This is a genomic window from Paracoccus hibiscisoli (assembly GCF_005048265.1).
Taxonomy (GTDB): Bacteria; Pseudomonadota; Alphaproteobacteria; order Rhodobacterales; family Rhodobacteraceae; genus Paracoccus; species Paracoccus hibiscisoli.
Window position 1 is genome coordinate 73,680 of the sequence record NZ_SUNH01000019.1, and the last position, 22,508, is coordinate 96,187.

13 protein-coding genes and 1 pseudogene are annotated in these 22,508 nt (G+C 67.6%); 13 read left to right on the forward strand and 1 reads right to left on the reverse strand.

Going from position 1 to position 22,508, the window contains the following annotated elements; translation table 11 throughout:
* Window positions 1-216: 216 nt before the first annotated feature.
* Window positions 217-2,161 (forward strand): annotated as a pseudogene (locus FA740_RS13930) (PAS domain S-box protein); the annotation flags it as partial.
* Window positions 2,162-2,307: 146 nt separating this feature from the next.
* On the opposite strand, the gene FA740_RS13935 reads toward FA740_RS13930, so the two are convergent.
* Window positions 2,308-3,756 (reverse strand): hypothetical protein, encoded by a 1,449-nt coding sequence (locus FA740_RS13935; protein ID WP_136857380.1) that lies wholly within the window; start codon window positions 3,754-3,756, stop codon window positions 2,308-2,310.
* Window positions 3,757-4,182: 426 nt separating this feature from the next.
* Here FA740_RS13935 and FA740_RS13940 point away from each other — a divergent pair, with 426 nt between their 5' ends.
* The 12 genes from FA740_RS13940 to FA740_RS13995 all read left to right on the forward strand — a co-directional run bounded on the left by FA740_RS13940 (window position 4,183) and on the right by FA740_RS13995 (window position 21,872).
* Window positions 4,183-8,829, forward strand: coding sequence for a DUF3320 domain-containing protein (locus tag FA740_RS13940; protein ID WP_136857381.1), 4,647 nt, complete (start codon window positions 4,183-4,185; stop codon window positions 8,827-8,829).
* An 85-nt stretch (window positions 8,830-8,914) separates the two neighbouring features.
* Window positions 8,915-9,562, forward strand: a complete 648-nt coding sequence (locus tag FA740_RS13945; protein ID WP_246053641.1) for an HAD family hydrolase — start codon at window positions 8,915-8,917, stop codon at window positions 9,560-9,562.
* Complete coding sequence (locus FA740_RS13950; RefSeq protein ID WP_136857383.1) at window positions 9,559-10,515, forward strand: sugar-binding transcriptional regulator; 957 nt, start codon at window positions 9,559-9,561, stop codon at window positions 10,513-10,515. The genes FA740_RS13945 and FA740_RS13950 overlap by 4 nt, the downstream gene beginning before the upstream one ends.
* Window positions 10,516-10,649: 134 nt before the next feature.
* Window positions 10,650-11,975 (forward strand): ABC transporter substrate-binding protein, encoded by a 1,326-nt coding sequence (locus FA740_RS13955; protein ID WP_136857384.1) that lies wholly within the window; start codon window positions 10,650-10,652, stop codon window positions 11,973-11,975.
* A gap of 62 nt (window positions 11,976-12,037) precedes the next feature.
* Window positions 12,038-12,907 carry a carbohydrate ABC transporter permease gene (locus FA740_RS13960; protein ID WP_136857385.1) on the forward strand — a complete coding sequence of 290 codons (870 nt, stop codon included), beginning with the start codon at window positions 12,038-12,040 and terminating at the stop codon, window positions 12,905-12,907.
* Window positions 12,908-12,918: 11 nt separating this feature from the next.
* Window positions 12,919-13,743: a carbohydrate ABC transporter permease gene (locus tag FA740_RS13965; protein ID WP_136857386.1), complete on the forward strand. Its 825-nt coding sequence runs from the start codon at window positions 12,919-12,921 to the stop codon at window positions 13,741-13,743.
* Between the two features lie 10 nt (window positions 13,744-13,753).
* On the forward strand, window positions 13,754-14,758 hold the full coding sequence (locus tag FA740_RS13970; protein ID WP_136857387.1) for an ABC transporter ATP-binding protein: 1,005 nt from the start codon (window positions 13,754-13,756) through the stop codon (window positions 14,756-14,758).
* On the forward strand, window positions 14,755-15,525 hold the full coding sequence (locus tag FA740_RS13975) for an L-iditol 2-dehydrogenase (RefSeq protein ID WP_136857388.1): 771 nt from the start codon (window positions 14,755-14,757) through the stop codon (window positions 15,523-15,525). The genes FA740_RS13970 and FA740_RS13975 overlap by 4 nt, the downstream gene beginning before the upstream one ends.
* A gap of 81 nt (window positions 15,526-15,606) precedes the next feature.
* A complete protein-coding gene (locus tag FA740_RS13980) occupies window positions 15,607-17,079 on the forward strand; it encodes a mannitol dehydrogenase family protein (protein ID WP_136857389.1) in 1,473 nt (490 codons plus the stop codon).
* A gap of 57 nt (window positions 17,080-17,136) precedes the next feature.
* Window positions 17,137-17,385 carry a hypothetical protein gene (locus FA740_RS13985; protein ID WP_246053642.1) on the forward strand — a complete coding sequence of 83 codons (249 nt, stop codon included), beginning with the start codon at window positions 17,137-17,139 and terminating at the stop codon, window positions 17,383-17,385.
* Between the two features lie 617 nt (window positions 17,386-18,002).
* Complete coding sequence (locus tag FA740_RS13990) at window positions 18,003-20,261, forward strand: methyl-accepting chemotaxis protein (RefSeq protein ID WP_169306312.1); 2,259 nt, start codon at window positions 18,003-18,005, stop codon at window positions 20,259-20,261.
* Window positions 20,262-20,891: 630 nt separating this feature from the next.
* The gene (locus FA740_RS13995) at window positions 20,892-21,872 is read left to right on the forward strand and encodes a TerC family protein (protein ID WP_136857391.1); all 981 of its coding nucleotides are present in this window, start codon (window positions 20,892-20,894) and stop codon (window positions 21,870-21,872) included.
* The last annotated feature ends 636 nt before the right edge of the window (window positions 21,873-22,508 follow it).

The following is a 22,508-nucleotide window of genomic DNA, read 5'->3' on the forward strand; positions in this document are numbered from 1 at the left end:
CGCCCTTTTCCGTGATTCAGGCCGCTGCAAGGAGATCTGATCAATGAGCCACCTATTCTGGCTGACGGAAGCGCAGATGACGCGCCTGATCTATTGATTTATTGGCGCAGGAGAGGGTCCGTTCCTGCGTGATCCTGTTTCCGACTTCTGTCGTCGTTAGAGGGATCTTAACCGCCGCATGCTATTTGGGGGCAGTTCATGGTTCGAGGATAGAGAATGCGCCACTTTCGGATCGGCCTGCACCCACCACACAAGGCAGCCTTGCCAGACCTTCGGTTCGTCGCCTGCTTCCAGCAGCCCGCCGTCGTGATCGACGATCAGGACAAGGTCGTTCATCACAACGCGGCATTTGCGCATCACGTCGGGGCCGCAGAGGCGGACCTGGCCGGACGGTCCCTGATCGCGCTGCTGCTGCCGCCGGGAGGTGGCTTGTCCGGCGCAGGCTCGGTCGCAGAGATCGCGGGCGCGCAGATCCTGACCCCCTTCGCACCAGACACCAAGCTGCGGCTGGTCTGCTTTGAGGGCGTCAAGGCGGACCACCTTGAGGCGACGCTGGAACAGGCGATCGACGCCGTGGTCTCGATCGATCCGCAGAACAACGTGACCTTCTTCAATGCAGCGGCAGAGGCGTTGTGGGGCTATCCGCGTGACCAGGTGCTGGGGCGCAACGTCTCTCAACTGGTGCCAGCCTTCATGCGCGGCGATCATGACGCAATGGTCAACCGGAACCGCACGACCGGCCAGAACCGCATCGTCGGCACCATGCGCGAGGTCGACATCCAGCGCGCCGACGGCACGGCCTTCAAGGTCGGCCTGACCCTCTCCAAGATCGAGACCGGGGCCGGAATCTGCTATACTGCCTTTCTCAAGGACATCTCGGCCGTCAAGGCGGCCGAGACACGGCTGCGCCAGACGCTTGAACAGGCGCTGGATGCCGTGGTCGAGATCGACGCCGAGAACCGGGTCATCTTCTACAATCCGGCCGCGGAACGGCTGTGGGGCTATGCCGCATCCGAGGTTCTGGGCCGCAACGTGGACATGCTGGTGCCCCCCGCACACCAACGCAACCACGACGAGTTGGTGAACCGGAACCGCCGCACCGGGATCAACAAGATCGTCGGCACCTCCCGCGAGGTCGAGATGTTCCGCAAGGACGGCACCCGGCGGTGGGCCAGCCTGTCGCTGTCCAAGGTGCCGCGTTCGGACGGGACGATCACCTATACCGCCTTTCTGCGCGACGTCACCGCCGAGGTCGAGCGGCGCGAGCGGATCCGCCTGCTGTCGCTGGTCGCCGATGAGACCGACAACTCGGTCCTGATCACAGATGCCAGTCGGCGGCTGGTCTATGTCAACAACGGCTTTACCCGGTTGACCGGCTATACCTCGGATGAGGTCATCGGCCGCAAGCCGGGCGAGATCCTGCAGGGGCCGGGCACCGACCGCGCCGCGGCCAAGCGCATCCGCGAGGCGCTGGACAGCGGGAAATCGGTCTATGAAGAGATCCTGAACTACGATCGCCACGGAAAGCCCTACTGGATCTCTCTGGCGATCAACCCGATCTTCGGAGAGAACGGCAAGATCGAAAAATACATCTCGATCCAGGCCAATATCGACACGGTCAAGCTGTCCTCTCTGGAATATACCCGCCAGTTCGACGCCATCTCGAAATCGGCGGCGATTGCGGAATGGGACCATCTGGGCCATTCGCTGAAGATGAACTCCTATCTGGCGGACAAGCTGGGCGGCGCGCCCTTGCCCGGACTGTCGGACTGCCTGCCCGCAGACAAGCTGGCGCAGCTGAACCAGCAGGGAGAGTGCCGCCACCATGTCGAGCTGCCGCCCTGCGCGGGGACGGTTCCGGTTCTGGACGGGTATTTCTCGGTCCTGACGGATGTGACGGGCAAGGTGCAGAAGTTCCTGATGTACGGGCCCGACATCACCATGCGGGCACGCGCCATCGCCGACACGGACGAGGCCGTGCGCGATGTGACCCAGTCCAGCGAGGAGACCGCCGTGGTCGTCGAGACGATCGATACCATCGCCCGGCAAACGGCGCTTTTGTCGCTGAACGCCTCAATCGAGGCGGCGCGGGCGGGCGAGGCCGGCAAGGGTTTCGCCGTCGTGGCCGCCGAAATCCGCATGCTGGCCGAAAAATCGCGGGAGGCGGCCGATCAGATCAACGCCAAGCTGACCGAGACACGCGACCGGGTGACGCGCCTGGCCGACGGGATCAAGCTGCTGGTCAGCTGAGCCTGGGACACGATATCGGGGCGGGCGACGTCACCTGCCCCGATCTGCCCACCGGCCCTAGGCCGATGCGCGGACCGGTCGGATGATCCAGGCCAGAAGGTGTCGCGACACCTCTGCGCGCAACTGGCGGTCATTGCCCGCCAGCTCGGTCTCCAGCGAGAACAGGTCGGTCGCGTCGAGATATTCGACAAAGCGGTACATCTCGGCGCTGCCATTGCCCCTCTTGAGGCCCTTGTAGACGGCCTTGAAGGCCGAGCGCGCCTCGTCATTCAGCAGCGACCAGACAAAGCCGGTCATGATGTCCTGACGCCATTCGGGAAAGTTCGCCTCGGCGTGGCGGACAGCCTCGACGGCAAGACGGCGGGCCTCGGGCAGGCCGGGTTCGGCACCCTCATCGTGCAGCTGTCGGGTGGCGGCGGTGAAATGATCGACCGCCTTCCTCCAGAAATCACCCAGGTCGGGGGCGATCTTGTGCAGGCCGTGCAGGCGTGAGTTGGTGATGCGGTTGGCGGTGACCAGAAACCTCAGATGATCGGGTGCGATCCGGTCGCCCGGAGTGGCCATGATCTGGTTCAGCTGCTCCTCGAGGACAGAGTCGGGCGTGGTTTCCGCATGCAGGGGCAGCGGCTCGTCCGGGGTCAGGTTGCGCAGCAAGGGCCGCGCCTCGTTGATGTGGGCATCGGCGCGCGCGAAGAAATCATCAGGCAGCGCGCGGGCTGCGATCAGAGAGACATAGCCGATATGGGTATGCAGCCGCGGAACGTGGCGGTTGCGCTGCCGGACGCTTTCCGAGGCGTTCACCGCCCCCGCATTCGAGAAATCAAAGTAATGCGCCCCAGTCTGATGCGCGAGGATCGAGCCCACCGACTGATCGTGCCGGTGGTCGCGGAATTGTGGATGGGTCGGCTTCAACTCGTCGGGCTGGTCGGTCAGCACCCGCGGATCGCGACAGTACTCCAGCCAGCGCTCCAGAAAGTCGAAGCTGGCCTTGGAGGGCATGAACAGCAGCGGTCCCGCGCAGACCTGGGCGGCGCGGCGCATCTCGTCGCTGTCGGCGTCCATGACGACGAAGGCATCGCGCTTCGTGTATTCGCCCTGAACCTGCCAAGCGCCGATGAAGCCGTGGATGAAGCGGTTCGGCGTCATCGCGCACAGTTCGGTCGCGGCATGGGGAAAGCAGGGGAATTGCCGGAACGCCCCTCGTTCATAGCGCCCGGCATCGTTGTAGATCACGATGTCATCGGGGCCGCATTCCCTCAGCTTGCGCAGGATGATCCACGGTTTCCACAACCAATAGCCGGCGCCGCGCGGCTGCTCCAGGATAAAGCGGTTCTCCTCCCAGAAGGGGGTCTGGCGCAGCTCGGCCTCGGTGACGTGGCTGGCGCTGTCGAAACCGACCGCCAGGGCAGAATCGTAATAGTCTTGGGCATTGGTTGAAAAGGGCTGGGTCCCGTTGGAGTAGACCAGGAAATGGGCCTGCTTGATCCGACTGTTGCCGCGCCGCATGAGACTTCCTTTGTACTGCGCCCGTTCCCAGGCAAAAATGGTGACATCGCAAAGGAGCCCGACCCCGACCGCTGGGTGCAGCCAGCCATAACTGACTGCTTTTGCCGAACAGTTTCCCGATTCTGAAACAGCATACCGCCACAGTGGTTTACACGTCACATCATTTGCACCAAGGGCCGTCAGCCTGCTGAAACATTGCCCCGAACCTTGGCCCCGAGGTCCTTCCGCGCGATACCGGTTGGCCGGGCGGTGCCGGGGTCTGGGTCGCAATCGGGGCCAAAAGGCGTCGTAGAAGGGGGCCGGGCTGTCTCGAAGCACTCTAAGAAAGCCGTGTTTTGTGTCTGGAATCCCTCGTCTTTGCCAAACGTTGCGGTTATGTTCCTGTCTCTGCCCCCCGCGATGATGCGCAATGACAAGAGCCGGCCCATGACCCAAGCCCTGACCCGCACCCTGGATGCCGCCCGCCGCAAGCTGCTGGAGACGGGGACCCGGAACCGCCTGATCCATGTCAACCGCGACAATCAGCGCGCCAATTGCCTGAATATCATCCACGAACGCAGCGACGAGATCTGGCGCCTGCTGCGCCTGCAGGGCAAGCGGATGCGCTTTCGCGCGATGGGCTGCGACACCGCGACCCCCGACGGCGTCCTGCTGTTGGCCGCGCCGGGCGCGGAGGCCGTGACCGACAGCCAGTTGGAGACCCCCATGGGCCCCGAGGCGCTGGCCCGGCGCCTGCTGCGCCTGTCGCATGACGCGCGCACCGCCGAGGAGGAGCAGGGGCTGAACGTCCTTTATCTGGCGATGGGGTTTCTGCGCTGGCGCGAGGCGCCCGGATCGCAGGTGCTGCGCGAGGCGCCGCTGATCCTGCTGCCGGTGCAGCTGGTCCGCAACGAGCGCAGCTCGACCTTCGATCTGTGCGCCCGGGAGGATGACCTGGCCGCCAACCTGCCGCTGCAGGAGCGTCTGCGCCAGGATTTCGGCATCCACCTGCCCGAGATCGACGAGACCGAGACCTGGACCCCCGGCGACTATCTGACCCGCGTCGAGGAGGCCGTGTCGGGCCAGCGCGACTGGCAGGTGGACCGCGACGGGATGCAGCTGGGGTTCTTTTCCTTTGCCAAGCTGCTGATGCACCGCGATCTGGACCCGGCCAATTGGCCCGAGGGGTCGTTCGACGGCAACGCGCTGCTGGACGGGCTGCTGGCGCGGGGGTTCGCGGGCGACGCGCCGCTGTTCGGCGACCGCGACCGTCTGGACGACCGTCTGGACCCTGCGCAGATCATCCAGGTGATCGACGCGGACGCGTCCCAGACCAAGGTCATCGAGGAGGTCCGCGCGGGCGCCAGTCTGGTCGTCCAAGGCCCCCCCGGTACGGGCAAGTCGCAGACCATCACCAACATCATCGCCGCCGCCGCACATGACGGCAAGACCGTGCTGTTCGTGGCCGAAAAGATGGCCGCGCTGTCGGTCGTCCATGACCGCCTGACCCGCGCGGGCCTGCGCGACATCTGCCTGGAGCTGCATTCGCGCAGCGCCAACAAGAAGGCCCTGGCGCAGGAGCTGGGCCGCACACTGATGGCGGGGGCGCATGCCCTGCCGCCCGCCGCCGATCCGGCGCGGCTGCGCCAGACGCGCGACCGGCTGAACGCCATCACCGCGCTGCTGCACGACCCGCTGCCGCCCTCGGATGAGCCGCCTTTTGCGGCGATCTCAAGCATCATCGGGCTGATGGGGCAGGGCGCGCGCGCGCCCGCCATTCCGCTGGCCGGGCTGGAGGCGCTGGACGCCGCCGCCCGCGCCACCGCGCAGGAGGCCATCGCCCGCTTTGTCGCGGCGCGTGCGCGCACCGGCCCGCCCGAGGCGCATCCGTTCCGGGGCACGGGCGCGCTGGACCTGCAGCCGACCGATCTGGCGCGGCTTGGCGACGATCTGCGCGGCGCGCAGGCGGCGCTGGCGGCGGTCGGCGACCGCGCGCAGGTGGCCCAGGCCCTGGGCCGCGATGCTCCGGGCACGCTGGATCAGGCCGCGGCCCTGGCGCAGCTGCTGACGGTGCTGGCACGCGCGCCGCAAGATGCTGCTCTGCATGCCGGGGCGCTGTTCGCGGCTGCGGGCGATCCGCGTCTGGCGCAGGCGCTGCAGGCGGGCGCGGATTGGGCCACGGCACAGGCGCAGGCGCGCTTTACCCCGGCCGCGTTCGAGATCGACCCCGGCCCGCTGCGCGACGCTCTGGCGCGGGGCGTGGGGTCGGTTTTGGGGCGGTTCTTCGGGCCCTATCGCGGCGCGTCGGCGCAGCTCCGCGCGCTGCTGACGCAGGATCTGCCGCCGGATGCGGCGGGGCGGCTGGCGCTGGCCGATCAGCTGGTGGCGCTGCGCCGCCTGCGCCGGGCGCTGGCCGATGAGGAGGGCTATCTGGCCGCGACCCTGGGCGCCGCCTGGCGCGGAGAGCGGACGCCCTTTGCCGCGCTGGCGGCGGTGGCCCTGTGGCTGCGCGGCTGCGAGGGGTTCGCGGATGGCGCGGCGGTGACGCGGGCGCTGGCGGCGCTGGACGACCCGCAGGCGGCGGGCGAGGCGCTGGATCAGGCCGTCCGCGCGGCGCGGGGGGCGCTGGCGCAGGTGCGCGACCGCCTGGCGATTGGTGCGGGCGCGGCCCCCCTGGGCGACGATGCGGCGCTGGCCGATGCGCAGGCGGCGCTGTCGCGGATGGCCGGGGGGCTGGCGCGCTATGCCGAATGGGCGGATCTGGCGCGGCAGGCCGACACCGCGCGCCGCCATGGCGCGGGCGCGGTCATCGACGCGGTGGCGGCGGGGCATCTGGACCCGCAGGAGGCCGCGACAGAGTTCGCCTATGCCTGCGCCGAGGCGCGCTGGAACGCCGCCCGGCAGGCGCGGCCCGGCCTGAACGAGCTGCCGCATCTGGACCGCCACGATCTGGTGACCCTGTTCCGCCAGCTGGAGACCGAGCGGATCGAGACGACCAAGACGCTGATCCTGTCGCGCCATTTCGACCAGCTGCCGCGCGGCACCCAGGGAGAGATGGGCCTGATCCGCGGAGAGATCGCCCGCCGCCGCGGCCACAAGCCGGTGCGCTGGCTGATGGCGCATGCCGGCCCCATGGTCCAGCGCATCAAGCCGGTGATGCTGATGAGCCCGATCTCGGTCGCGCAGTTCCTGCCGCCGGACGCGATCCGGTTCGACCTGCTGGTCATCGACGAGGCGTCGCAGATCCGCCCCGAGGACGCCTTGGGCGTCATCGCCCGCGCCCGCCAGATCGTCGTGGTGGGCGATCAGAAGCAGCTGCCGCCGACCTCGTTCTTTGACCGGCTGGTGGATGACGCCGAGGACATGGACGACCCCGAGGATGGCCCGCAGGGCGCGAACGTCGCCGATATGGAGAGCATCCTGTCGCTCTGCGAGGCGAGGGGCCTGCGCTCGCGGATGCTGGAATGGCATTACCGGTCGCGCGACCCGTCGCTGATCCGGGTGTCGAATGCGGAATTCTATGACGACCGGCTGGTGCTGCCGCCCTCGCCCTTACAGCTGGACCCCGATTACGGGCTGAAGTTCCGCCGCGTCTCGGGCGCCTATGCCGCGCGGGGCAGCGGGCAGGGCCGGGCGGGCACCAACCGGATCGAGGCCGAGGCCGTGGTCGCCGCCATGGCCGATCACGCCCGCCGCTGGCCGGGGCTGTCCCTGGGCGTGGTCGCGTTCTCCAAGGCGCAGGCCGACATGCTGACCGAGATCGCGGACGCCGCCCGCCGCCGCGACCCGGCGCTGGACGCGCTGCTGCGCGAGGGCGGGGCCGAAGACGTCTTCGTCAAGAACATCGAGAACGTGCAGGGTGACGAACGCGACGTGATCCTGATTTCGGTGGGCTATGGCCCGTCCGAACCCGACGGCCCGCTGACGCGGATGCAGTTCGGCCCGGTGAACGGGGAGGGGGGTGAACGGCGCCTGAACGTGCTGTTTTCCCGCGCGCGCATCCGCTGCGAGGTGTTCGCCTCCTTTGATCCGGGCGATATCGACCCTGCGCGCACCACGCGGGAGGGGCCGCGTGTGCTGAAGCGGTTCCTGGACTTTGCGCAGACCGGCCTGATCGAGGAACGTCGCCCCACCGGCGCGCCCCCCGACAGCCCCTTCGAGGAGGACGTGGCCCGCGTCATCCGCGATCTGGGCTACCTGGCCGATCCGCAGGTCGGCAGCGCGGGGTTCCGCATCGATCTGGGCGTGCGTCACCCTGACAAGCCGGGACAGTATCTGGCGGCGGTCGAATGCGACGGCGCGGCCTATCACGGGGCGCTCTGGGCGCGCGAACGCGACCGGTTGCGCCAGGATATCCTGGAGAATCTGGGCTGGCGGTTCCACCGCATCTGGAGCACCGACTGGTTCCACCGCCGCGAGGCCGAGATCGCCCGCCTAGCCCAGGCCCTGTCGGAGGCGCGCGAGGCCGCACGCGACGGCATCCGCCCGCGCGGCGCGAACCGGCTGGCCCCGTCCGAGGCGGCGGCGTCCGAACCCGCGCCGCCCCAGCCTGCCGACATGGCCCCCGATCTGGCGCATCTGTCGCTGCAGGCGCCGCCCTATTGCCGCGCGGCCCTGCCTCTGTCCGAGGCAGGAGAGCCGCATGACCAGCCTACGGCCCTGCTGGCCGATCTGGTGGCCCAGGTCATCGCCACCGAGGGGCCGGTTCATGCCGACGAGGTCGCGCGCCGTATCGCCGCGGCCTTTGGCAAGGCCCGCACCGGCAGCCGCATCAGCGACGCCGTGGCGCGCGCCGTGGCCCTGGCGCTGCGCCGCGATGACGCGCTGCTGCGGCAGGGGGCGTTCCTGATGACGCGGGCGCAGGCCGACGACCCGCCCGTGCGCGACCGCAGCGCCGAGGCCGGGCCGCTGCTCAAGGCCGCCTGCCTGCCGCCGGTCGAGATCGCCGCCGCCGCCCGCCGCGTCGCGCAGGAAAGCGGCGCGATGACCCCGGACCAGATGATCCGCGCCACCGCGCGCCTGATGGGGTTCCAGCGCGTCGGCCCTGAGCTGTCCGAGGCGATCGCGGCCGTGCTGCTGGCCGAGGCGGGGTGACGCCCGGGGCGCGGGCGGGGTTTTCGCGCCCGCCCGCGCCGGTCCGCTATTCCCCGCCGCAGCGTTTGGCAGTATGGCAGGCCGCATGCGTGTGGATCTGATCATCTTCGACTGCGACGGGGTCATCGCCGACAGCGAGGTGCTGTCCGCCGAGGTCCTGATCGACCAGCTGGCCCGGCTGGACATCACCGTCACCGCCGCCGATGTGCGCCGCGATTTCCTGGGCCGCAGCTTTCCCACCGTCGTGGCCACCATCCGCGACCGCTTTGCCGTAAGCCTGCCCGCAGATTTCGAGGCGACCTATCGTGCCCGCCTGCTGGCCCGGTTCGAGACCGGCCTGCGCGCGACGCCGGGCTTTGCCGCGATGCTGGAGGGGGTGACGCTGCCGGTCTGCGTGGCGACCTCGTCCAGCCCGCCGCGGGTGGCGCGGACGCTGGCCATCCTGGGACTGACAGCCCGGTTCGGCGCGCATGTGTTCACCGCCAGCCAGGTGGCGCGCGGCAAGCCCGCGCCCGACCTGTTCCTGTTCGCGGCCCGCCAGATGGGCGTGGACCCGGCCCTTGCGCTGGTGATCGAGGACAGCCAGCCCGGGCTGGAGGCCGCCCGCGCCGCCGGAATGCGGGTGCTGCATTACACCGGGGGCGCGCATCTGGCCGACCTGACCGCCCCAGAGGCGCTGACGGACTGGTCCGATTTCCCCGCCCGCCTGGCCCGGATGCAGGTGCCCACATGACCCAGAACCGCTTTACCCCCGAAACCACTCGCCTGGACGACGCGGCCCGCGCGGGCTGGCTGTACTATGTCGCGGGCAACACCCAGGACGAGATCGCGCGCAAGCTGGGCGTCAGCCGTCAGTCGGCGCAGCGCCTGGTCGCGATGGCCGTCAGCGAGCGGCTGGTCAAGGTCCGGCTGGACCACCCCATCGGGCGCTGCATGGATCTGGGTGCGGCGCTGCGCGACCGGTTCGGCCTGCTGGTGGCCGAGGTCGCGCCCTCGGACCCCGCCGCCCCCGACCTGCTGACCGGCATCGCCATCGCCGCCGCCGCGCATCTGGAGCGGGTGCTGAAATCGCCCGACCGCCGCATCGTCAGCCTGGGGACCGGGCGCAATCTGCGCGCCATGGTCGAACAGCTGCCGACGATGGCCTGCCCGCAGCATGTCGTCGTCTCGCGCCTTGGCAACATGATGGAGGACGGCTCGGCCACGCCCTACAACGCGACGATCCGGCTGGCCGAACGCATCGGCGCGCCGCATTACCCCTATCCGCTGCCCGTCCTGGCGCGCGACGCGGCAGAGCTGGCGGCGATGCAGGCCCAGCAGGCCGCGCGCAACACGATCGACCTGTGCGCGCGCGCCGACCTGTCGCTGGTGGGGATCGGGCAGATGGACATGACCGCGCCGCTGCATGTGGACGGGTTTCTGTCGGTCCCCGAAATGGAGCAGCTGCACCGCGCGGGTGCTGTGGGAGAGATCACCAGCTGGGTCTATGACGACCGGGGCCAGGTGATCGACTGCGACTTCAACCGGCGGGTGGCCTCGGCTCCGCTGCCGCGCGGGACGGACCGCCCAGTGATCGCCGTGGCCCTGGGTCAGGCTAAACTGCCCGCGATTCGGGCGGCGCTGATCGGCGGTCTGATCAACGGCCTGGTCACCTCCGAGGCGACGGCGGAACGCCTGCTGGACTGAAAAATCCTGAATGATCCGAACGGTATGGCCCGACGCTGCACTGCGGCGGGGAATGGCCGTTGACAGAATCCTGTCCGCAGTTGAGTATATGCCCATCGGTAGGGCAAATGCCCAATCGCCAAGGGAGGACTACCATGACCACGACATTCCGCGCCCTTCTGGGCGCCACGGCCCTGTGCGCTGTCGGCACCGTCGCCGCCGCCCAGGACAATGTGACCCTGACCATCGCGACCGTGAACAACGGCGACATGATCCGCATGCAGCAGATGACCGCGCCCTTCACCGAGGCGAACCCCAACATCCAGCTTGAATGGGTCACGCTGGAGGAGAACATCCTGCGCGAGCGTGTCACCACCGATATCGCCACCAGCGGCGGGCAGTATGACGTGCTGACCATCGGCACCTACGAGGTGCCGATCTGGGCGGCGCAGAACTGGCTAACGCCGCTGGACGACCTTCCCGAGGGCTATGACGTGGACGATCTTGTCCCCGCCGTCCGCGCCGCCCTGTCGGTCGACGACACCCTCTATGCCGCGCCCTTCTATGCGGAATCGGCGATGGTGATGTATCGCACCGACCTGGCCGAGGCCGCGGGCGTGACCATCCCGTCGAACCCGACCTGGACCGACATCACGGCGGCGGCCGAGGCGATGACCGACCGCGACGCCGAGGTCTATGGCATCTGCCTGCGCGGCAAGCCGGGCTGGGGCGAGAACATGGCCTTCCTGACCGCCATGGCCAACAGCTATGGCGCGCGCTGGTTCGACACCGACTGGAACCCCCAGTTCGACAGCCCGGAATGGCAGGCGACGCTGACCGACTATCTGACGCTGATGAACGAATACGGCCCTCCGGGCGCGTCGTCCAACGGCTTCAACGAGAACCTGTCGCTGTTCCAGCAGGGCAAGTGCGGCATGTGGATCGACGCGACCGTCGCCGCGGGCTTCGTGACCGATCCCACGGATTCGACCGTGGCCGACAGCGTCGGTTTCGCCCAGTTCCCCAACAAGGACGGCGTGGACAACCACGGCAACTGGCTGTGGGCGTGGAACCTGGCCATCCCGGCCTCCAGCCAAAAGCAGGAGGCGGCCAAGGCATTCGTGGCATGGGCGACCAGCAAGGAATACACCGACATGGTGGCCGAGGCGCAGGGCTGGCGCGCGGCCCCTCCGGGCACGCGGACCTCGCTCTATGAGAACGCCGAATACCAGGAGGCCGCGCCCTTTGCCGCGATGACGCTGGAGGCCATCAATTCGGCCGACACGCAGAAGGCATCGGTGCAGGACATCCCCTACACGGGCGGTCAGTTCGTCGCGATCCCGGAATTCCAGGGCATCGGCACGCAGGTCGGCCAGACCTTCTCGGCGGCGCTGGCAGGTCAGATGTCGGCGGATGATGCGCTGGCGGCGGCCCAGACCAGCACCGCGCGTGAGATGGCCCGCGCCGGCTATCCCAAGTAAGGCCCCCCGCGCCGCCCCCCGGTCGGGGCGGCGCACCCCATCCCCCGCAAAGGACGCAAGCCATGGCCACCCGCCAGACCGCCGGTCTCGCGCGCCTGATGCGCGCACCCGCCATCATCCTGCTGTTGATCTGGATGATCGTCCCGTTGGGGATGACGCTGTATTATTCGTTCCAGAACTATAACCTGCTGAACCCGGCTGCGATCAGCTGGGCGGGCTGGTTCAACTATCAGTATTTCGTCACCGACCCCGCCTTCATGGCCGCGATCCGCAACACGCTGGTCCTGGTGCTGGGCGTGCTGACCATCACCGTGGTCCTTGGCATCGCCATCGCTCTGTTGATCGACAAGCCGATCTGGGGGCAGGGGATCGTGCGCATCCTGATCATCTCTCCGTTCTTCGTGATGCCCCCGGTGGCCGCGCTGATCTGGAAGAACATGATCATGCACCCGTCCTATGGCGTCTTTGCCGACATCGCGCGGTTCCTGGGCCTGCAGCCGGTGGACTGGTTCGCGCAATATCCGCTGACTTCGATCGTGATCATCGTGGCCTGGCAATGGCTGCCCTTCGCGACGCTGATCCTGCTGACCGCCCTGCAATCGCTGGACGGAGAGCAGATGGAGGCGGCGGAAATGGACGGCGCGGGCGCGATCAGCCGCTTTGTCCACCTGACGCTGCCGCATATGGCGCGGGCGATCACCGTGGTGATCCTGATCCAGACCATCTTCCTGCTGGGCATCTATGCCGAGATCCTGGTGACCACCAATGGCGGTCCGGGCAATGCATCCACCAACCTGACCTATCTGATCTATCGCGCGGCGCGGCTGAATTTCGACATCGGGGGCGCTGCGGCAGGCGGCATCATCGCCGTGATCCTGGCCAATCTGGTCGCCATCTTCCTGATGCGCGCCGTCGGCAAGAACCTGGACTGAGGGGGCACATCATGGCACGCGCAAGCAGCAGACGCAGCAGGATCGGCTATACCATCGCCGCATGGGTGGTGGCCCTGACGCTGTTCTTTCCGATCCTCTACACGATCATCACCAGCCTCAAGACCGAACAGGAGGCGATCTCGGGCTTCAGCCTGATCCCGTCCTTCACGCTGTCCAGCTTTGAGGCGGTGCAGACCCAGAACAACTACTGGCGGCCCTTCACCAATTCTGTGATCCTGGCGGTCGGCTCGACCATTCTGGCGTTGATCGTGGCGATCCCGGCGGCCTGGGCGATGGCCTTTTCGCCGACCAAGCACACCAAGAACATCCTGATGTGGATGCTGTCCACCAAGATGATGCCCGCTGTGGCGGTGCTGGTGCCGATCTATCTGATCTTTCTGCGCACCGGGCTGATGGACACGCGGATCGGCCTGACGGTCATGCTGATGCTGATCAACCTGCCGATCGTGGTCTGGATGCTGTACACCTATTTCCGCGAAATCCCCGGAGAGATCCTGGAGGCCGCGCGCATGGACGGCGCGTCGCTCAAGGACGAGATCCTGTATGTGCTGACGCCCATGGCGATCCCGGGCATCGCATCGACCATGCTGCTGAACGTCATCCTGGCCTGGAACGAGGCGTTCTGGACCATCCAGCTGACCACCACCAATGCAGCACCGCTGTCGGCCTTCATCGCCAGCTTCTCCAGCCCGCAGGGGCTGTTCTGGGCGAAACTCTCGGCGGCCTCCGTCATGGCCATCGCGCCGATCCTGATCATGGGCTGGTTCAGCCAGAAACAACTTGTCCGCGGCCTGACCTTCGGCGCGGTGAAATAAGGGGACCATCATGGGACGCATCACCCTTGAGGCAGTGACCAAGCGGTTCGGAGAGGTCGAGGTCATCCCGCCCCTGAACCTGGACATCGACGATGGCGAGTTCGTGGTCTTTGTCGGGCCCTCGGGCTGCGGGAAATCCACGCTGCTGCGCCTGATCGCGGGGCTGGAGGATACGTCCGGCGGGCGCATCCTGATCGACGGCAAGGATGCCACCGACACGCCGCCCGCCAAGCGTGGCCTGGCGATGGTGTTCCAAAGCTATGCGCTTTATCCGCACATGTCGGTCCGAAAGAACATCGCGTTCCCGATGCGCATGGCGGGGGTGCCCCAGGACGAACAGGACCGCCGCATCACTGCGGCCGCCAAGGCCCTGAACCTGACCGATTACCTGGACCGCAAGCCGGGCCAGCTGTCGGGCGGGCAACGCCAGCGCGTGGCCATCGGGCGGGCCATCGTGCGCGAACCGGCGGCGTTTCTGTTCGACGAGCCGCTGTCGAACCTGGACGCCGCCCTGCGCGTCGGCATGCGCCTGGAGATCAGCGAGCTGCACAACCGGCTGAAGACCACGATGGTCTATGTCACCCACGATCAGGTCGAGGCGATGACCATGGCCGACAAGATCGTCGTGCTGCGCGCGGGCTTCATCGAGCAGGTGGGCAGCCCGATGGACCTGTATCGCGCGCCCAAGAACCTGTTCGTCGCGGGCTTTATCGGCAGCCCGAAAATGAACCTGATCGACGGCCCCGAGGCCGCCCGCCACGGCGCCCATACCATCGGCATCCGCCCCGAACATATCGCCGTATCGCCCACCGCAGGCACCTGGCAGGGCCGCGTCGGCGTCAGTGAGCATCTGGGGTCCGACACGTTCTTCTATGTCGAGGGGACGGGCCTGGCCGAGACGATCACCGTCCGCGCGGGCGGCGATATCGACCTGCATCACGGCGACACGGTCTTCCTGACGCCGGACGCCGCGCAGATGCACCGCTTTGATGACACCGGGGCGCGCATCGCATGAGGCTGTCCGGGAAATCCGCCCTGATCACCGGGGCCGCGCGCGGCATCGGCCTGGAATTCGCCCGCGCCTATCTGCGCGAGGGCGCCCGCGTGGCGATCTGCGACATCAACCTGGAGGCCGCCCGCGCGGCAGCCGCCGGTCTGGGCCAGGGCGCCATCGCCGTGGCGCTGGACGTGACCGATCAGGCCAGCATCGACGCCTGCGTGGCCTCGGTGGAGAGCCAGTTCGGCGGCATCGACATCCTGATCAACAACGCGGCCCTGTTCACCGCCGCCCCCATCACTGACATCACCCGCGCCGATCACGACCGCATCATGGCGGTGAACGTGTCGGGTACGCTGTTCATGATGCAGGCCGTCGCGCGGTCGATGATCGCGCGCGGGCAGGGGGGTCGGATCATCAACATGGCCTCTCAGGCCGGGCGGCGCGGAGAGGCACTGGTCGCGGTCTATTGCGCCAGCAAGGCCGCGGTCATCAGCCTGACGCAATCGGCGGGCCTGAACCTGATCGCCCACGGGATCACCGTGAACGCAATCGCCCCCGGCGTGGTCGATGGCGAACACTGGGACGGCGTCGACGCGTTCTTCGCGAAATACGAAAACAAGGCCCCCGGCCAGAAAAAGGCCGAGGTCGGCGCCGCCGTCCCCTTTGGCCGCATGGGCACCGCGGCGGACCTGACCGGCATGGCCGTTTTCCTGGCCTCCCGCGATGCCGATTACATCGTGGCCCAGACCTACAATGTCGACGGCGGCAACTGGCTCAGCTGACCGCCGCACCCGCTGCAATTCCCGGCCCCCCGCGCGCATCCCGCGCCGCGGACCAGGGGCGCTTTGACGAAAGGTCCGATCATGGCCACCCAACTGACCCAATCCGCGCTGGCCGGGCTGCCCGACACGGTGGCGCGTCCCGCCTATGACCGCAGCGCGCTGACCGCGGGCATCCTGCATGTCGGCGTCGGCAATTTTCACCGCGCGCATATGGCGTGGTATCTGGACCGGCTGTTCGCCGAAGGCCGCGACCACAGTTGGGCGTTGCGCGGCGCGGGCGTGCGTCCGGGCGACGCGGCCATGCGCGACCGGCTCGCCGCCCAAGACTGGCTGACCACGCTGGTCGAGCTGGACCCGGCGGGCCTGTCCGCGCAGGTGCTGGGGTCGATGGTCGATTTCGTGGCTGTGGATCCGCGTGCCACCATCGCCGCGATGGCCGATCCCGCGATCCGCATCGTGTCGCTGACCATCACCGAGGGCGGGTATTACGTCGATGCCAAGACCGACGGCTTCGACGCAGGTCACCCTGACATGGTGCATGATGCAGGCGCGCCCGACGCGCCGCTGACGGTGTTCGGCATGATCCTGGCGGCGCTGCGGGCGCGGCGCGATGCGGGGCATGCGCCCTTCACGGTGCTGTCCTGCGACAACCTGCCGGAGAACGGCCATGTCTGCGCGCGCACGCTGACGGGGCTGGCCCGCGCGCAGGACCCGGCGATGGCCGATTGGGTGCAGGCGAACGTGGCCTTTCCGAACAGCATGGTCGATTGCATCACCCCCGCGACCAGCGACCGCGAACGCGCCCTGGTCCGCGACCGCTTTGGCATCGAAGATGCCGCCCCAGTCGTCTGCGAGCCGTTCCGCCAATGGGTGCTGGAGGACAACTTCCCCCAGGGCCGCCCCGCGCTGGAGGCCGTCGGCGCCGAATTCGTCGCCGATGTCAGCCGCCACGAACTGATGAAGCTGCGCATCCTGAACGGCGGCCACGCGGCCATCGCCTATGCCTCGGCGCTGCTGGGGCACCATTTCGTGCATGACGCGATGGCGGACGGCGACATCGCCGCATGGCTGCGCGCGTTGGAGACGCGCGAGATCGTTCCGACCCTGCAGCCCATCGCAGGGGTCAGCTATGACGACTATCTGACGCTGATCGTCAGCCGCTTTTCCAACCCTCAGATCGGGGACACCATCCCCCGCCTGTGCCTGGACGGGTCGAACCGTCAGCCGAAATTCATCCTGCCGACGCTGCGCGACCGGCTGGCTGTGGGCGCGCCCATCGACGGGCTGGCGTTGGAGCTGGCGCTGTGGTGCCGCTATTGCGAAGGCACGACCGAGGCGGGCGCGCCCATCGCCGCCAACGACGATGCGCATGCGACCCTGCGCCAGCACGCGCTGGCCGCGCGGGACGATCCGCGGGCGTTCCTCTCCCAGCATGCGATCTTTGGCGACCTGGCCGGGCCGGCGCCGCTGATCGCGGCTTTTTCCGACGCGCTGTCCGCGCTGCGCCGGGACGGGGTGCGCGCGACGCTTGTGGCCTATGCCGCTGACCGCTGACGGTGGGGCAGGGGTAGACGGCGGTCGCCCGCGCGGGCTGCGGTCCAGCCATGGCGGATGGCGCGTCCGCCCGCCGCGGGGCGTTCGAACCGGCAGGTGCGTGACATCTCGGCGCCGCTGTTCCGTTGGGCCGAACCGCCCTGGCACAATATCCAGGAGAGCGTCGCCCTGATCCAGCAAGAATTTATCGATTGCCTGCGCGAGGGGCGCGTGCCCGAAACCTCCGGACGCGACAACCTGCGCACGCTGGCACTGGTCGAGGCGGCCTATGCCTCGGCCCGCGACGGCAGCCGGCTCCGCCCCTGACGCGCGCTTTGGCTGGCGTCCCCCGAGCGGCTGGCGCCAGAGGGTGATCGCCTAACCCGAACGGGGCCGGGGCGAGCCATCCATCGTCGCCTTCCCGATCCGCGATTGGGCCACGGTCTCCCCGCCGGCCGCATCCGCGCCGCGTGTTCGAAGGGTGCTGGTCCATCCCCGCCCTGGACGAGACCCGAGGCCGCCGGGGCCCGCCTCGCCGTTAGCCACGGTGAATGGCGTCGCGCCGTGCGCTCCACTGCAAGCGCACGGGCGGCAGCCTCGCCAATCTCTTCGACACTAAAGCGCACGCCGTTCCCGCCGGACCGTGTGGGACGGTCCGGCGCTGGTGAGGGCGGGGTCTGGCCACGTCTTCCGGACACTGCAGGTGCGGCTGCTTCCCACGCTCCTTGCGGCGGTCGACCGCGCATCCGCGCTGCATGGCGTCCGAGGGGCCGCCGTTTCGCTGCGCGGCTGCGACGCCCCGATCTGGCCATCCACCGGTCAGCAATTGCAGGTTAATATGGCGGATTTTCAGGATTGAAGGGCTTGGTAACCGTTTGGAAACCGGGCTCTGATAGGGGCTTGGGTCGACGCCACTCATGACCAGACCCAGAAAAGGGGTGACCATGCCGACCCGATCCATGTCCATTCGCGCCAAGCTGGCATTTTCGGCTGCGGCCCTGACCGCCCTGTCGATCATTGCCGTGATCATGCTGACCACCACCCTGATGTCCCGCGTCTCCTCTCAGGAGGCGGAGGCACATGCCCGAACCCTGATCGCCGAATATACCGCGATGGTCACCCAGGACATGAACAGCGTGATCGAGACCGTGCGAACCAGCGTCGCCGCCGTCGAGGGGATCGTGGCCGACCCGGTGGTGGACCGGGAATTGCTGGCGCGCGTCGTGCGCGGCGTTGTGACCACCCGTCCCGATCTGGTGGGCATGACTTTGGCGCTGGAGCCTGACGCCCTTGGTGACGACGCCCGGTCCGTGGGTGGCGCCTATTCCGATCCGTCGGGACGGTTCGTGCCCTATTTCTTCTACGCCCCCGACGGCACCGTGGCGCTTGAACAGCTGGACATGAGCCCCGAGGCCGGGACCGAATCCTGGTATGACCGCCCCCTGCGCGAGGCACGCGACCTGATCACGCCGCCCTATCTGTACAGCGTGAACGGCGCCGACGTCCTGATGACCACCGCCAGCGGCGTGGTGCGTCGCGCGGGGCAGCCCATCGGCATCCTGACCGGCGATGTCGGGCTGGATGATCTGTCCACCCGGATCGACCGGCTGCGACCCTTTGGCGACGGTCAGGTGCGGCTGATCAGCTCGGGCGGGCTGTGGATCGCGCATGAGGACCGGTCGCTGCTGGGTCAGCCCATCTCGGCTGCGGATCGTGCCCTGATGGATGACGGGGCCCTGCACTATGCCTCGGTCGGGGATCAGCAGATGATGGTTCTCAGCGGAACGGTGGACTTTACCGATGTGGATGAAAGCTGGACCCTGCTGATGCAGGTGCCGCGCGCCACGGTGATGGCCCAGGTCACGGCCACCCGCGACCGGGCGGTGATGGCGGCGGCGCTGCTGCTGCTGCTGACCCTGGCCGTGGTCTGGTTCGGCGCCCAGATTATCTCGCGCCCGATCGAGGCGATGACCGCCGCCATGCGGCGTCTGGCGGATGGGCATCTGGACACCCCTATCCCGCATTCCGGCCGCCGGGACGAGATCGGGGGCATGGCCTCTGCCATGCAGATCTTCCGTGACCGCGCGATCGAGGCCAAGCGCCTTGAGGACGAGGCCGCCAGCAGTCGCGCGGAGCGCGAGCAGGCCGCCCAGGCAGAGGCCGCCCGCCAGTCCCGCGTCGTGCGCGAGATCGGCACCGGGCTGGAGCGTCTGGCCGCCGGCGACATGACCCACCAGATCGGCAGCCCCGCGCATGATCCCTTCCCTCAGGGCTACGATTCGCTGCGGCTGGCCTTCAACGGCGTCGTCACGCGCCTGTCCCAGACCATCCGCCGCATCGCGGATGTGGCCCATCAGGTGCGCGGCGGCGCGGATGAGATCAACATGGCCGCCGGAGAGCTGTCCAGCCGGGCCGAGACCCAGGCCGCCACGCTGGAGCAATCCGCCGCAGCGCTGAACCAGATGAATGAGAGCCTGCGCCAGACCGCCGAGAGCGCGCGGGGCGCGGAACGCGCCAGCAGCCAGAACCGCGATATCGCGCGCGACAGCGCAGGCGTCGTCACCGAGGCCGTGACCGCCATGCGCGGCATCCAGAAATCCTCCGAGCAGATCACCCGGATCATCGGGGTGATCGACGACATCGCCTTCCAGACCAATCTGTTGGCGCTGAACGCGGGGGTCGAGGCCGCCCGCGCCGGAGAGGCGGGCCGCGGCTTTGCGGTCGTCGCATCCGAGGTGCGGGGTCTTGCGCAACGCGCCGCCGAATCGGCCCGCGAGGTGCGCGGCCTGATCTCGGAGAGCGCGGCGCAGGTCAAGACAGGGTCGGAGCTGGTGGGTCGTACCGGCGACAGTCTGGCCGTCATCCTGCAGAAGGCGTCCGAGGTTTCCGAGCAGATCGCGGCCATCGCGCTCGCCACCAGCGAGCAATCGGTCGGTCTGGGCGAGATCAACACCGGCGTGAACCAGCTGGACCAGGTCACCCAGCAGAACGCGGCCGTGGCCGAGCAGGCCACCGCCGCCTCGATGTCCCTGCGTCAGCAGGCCGAGGTGCTCTCCTCCGAGATCGGCGCCTTCCAGGTGGACGGCATGGCGCAACGCGATGACACGCCGCGCCCCTCGCTGGCCCCCCACTTCGCGGTCGAGGCCCGGCCGATCCGTCTGGCGGGCGGTGGTTCCGGTCGCGACCAAATGCTGGAGTTCTGACGCAAGGAATTATACCCCTTGGCCCGTCACGGTCCGTGGCTGTGACGGGCTGTCTGCCAGGAAGACGCGGACATATGCGCGCGACCCCTGCAGATGCAGGTCGCTGGTCCTGCTGCTGGCGGCGACACCACCTTCAACCTTGGGCGGTCGTCCGACGAATACCGGTCTGAGGACGACCTTGGCATCGGGCCACAGGGCACCATTTTCGGGGGCGCGGGCCGGTTGAGCGTCCCGCGCTCCGCCCTGATCTGATCAACCCGCGGGCTGGTAAGCATGTCAGGGGTTTTGGGACACTGACCGGCGCTGCACACCATGCGCTCCATCACTGCTCCAATGCACCGTACGGGCGTCAACAAGCCTCGGCTTTGGCCCTCGAGCACCTGCCCCGGAGAGGGGCTGCCGGCAGACAGGCGGATGGCGTATCATCGGAACGTCTTCCGACACCGGGGCATGTGGGTCGGGCGTCTTGCGGATGCGAGCCTGTGTCGCTATGTCGAGGATGCGGGACCGGGCCCCTCTGGCGCTGTGATCGAACACAGCGCGATGTCGGACCGCATCGAGCGTGCTCGGTGTGCCTGGCGGTCCGTCCCCTTCCATACCCTGCGCGATGGCATCTGTCTCGAGGGCATCGTGGAACTTCTTCTTATCGCATTTCTGGGCAAGCCGCTGTGGATGTGGCTGCTGTTCATCGGTCTGGTCGTCGCATTGCTGGTCTTTGACCTCGGCGTGCTGAACAAGGACGACCACGAGATCGGCATCGCCGAGAGCCTGAGGCTGTCTGCGATGTACATCACGCTTGGTCTGGCCTTTTCGGGCTTCATCTACTGGCAGATGGGCGGAGAGGCGACAGCGCAATACCTGACCGCCTTCATCGTCGAAAAGACGCTGGCGATGGACAACATCTTTGTCATCGCCTTGATCTTCGGCTTTTTCGCGATACCGCGCGAATATCAGCACCGGGTGCTGTTCTGGGGCATTCTGGGCGTGATCGTGCTGCGTGGCATCATGATCAGTCTTGGTGCGACCATCGTCGAGAATTATCACTGGGTCCTGTACCTCTTTGCGGCTTTTTTGATCTTTACCGGGGTCAAGATGCTGTTTGCCAAGGAGGAATCGCACGACATGGCCGACAACCGGGCCTTGGCGTGGCTGCGCCGGCGCATCCGGGTGACCGACCAGCTGCACGGCCACGCCTTCACTGTCAGGATCCCGGACCCGGCAACCGGGACGCTGGTCCGATGGGCGACACCGTTGCTGCTGGCGCTGATCGTGATCGAGGTGGCCGACCTCGTCTTCGCCGTCGATTCGGTGCCCGCGGTCTTCACTATCACAACCGACCCGTACATCGTCTACACCTCGAACATCTTTGCGATCCTGGGGCTGCGGGCGCTGTATTTTGCGCTGGCGGCGATCTTGCACCGGTTCGCCTATCTGAAATACGCGCTGTCGATCCTGCTGATCTTCATCGGCTCCAAGATCTTCATCGCGGATGCGATGGGTTGGGCCAAGTTTCCCCCGGCCTGGTCCCTGGGCATCACCTTCGTGATCCTGACCATCGGGGTGATCGTGTCGCTGTCCAAGACGCGCGGGGCCGCGCCGGGCGCGACCTGACCCAAGGCCCGGACGTCTTTGCCGGACGCTCCGGGCAATCCTTCAGCTGGCCGCGACCATCGCATCCGCGGGCACTGCCCATAACGACAACCCGCCCATCGCATCGGCGCGGATCTCGGCCGGTATTATTATGCGCTGTCAGGCGGCAGCCCGGACTGCGCCTCTGCGATGACGGCTCCGAACAGAAGTACACCTTGTATTGGCGTGTCGGCCGGATAGGGATTTTGGCCAGCAACCAGACGTCTGCACGGAATCGAGGCCCCGCCTTGCGCGGAAGGTGTGCGATTTCACAGGAACAGTTTTCCCAACGGCGACGGCTTGCACCTGTGCTTGCGGACATATCTAGAGCGTCCTGCCCTGGCGGTTGCATAGGAACGCTGCACCACGATCCGGCATCGACCCGCATGGAACTGCTGGTAGGCCCGGAGGGTCTGCAAAAGCCTTTTGATATCAGCGTTCAAAACTGTGGAACAGGGCAGGGGCTCTCCACCTGATATCAATAAGTTGCACTAGGCCGTGTTGACAAAAGGGATTCACAACGCGGTTCGGGCATGATTCAAGCTGGTATCTGCGATCGAGACCAGCTTGGCACGAGACCTGATGTCGGACGAGGAATGGGCGTTCTTTGAACGGTTT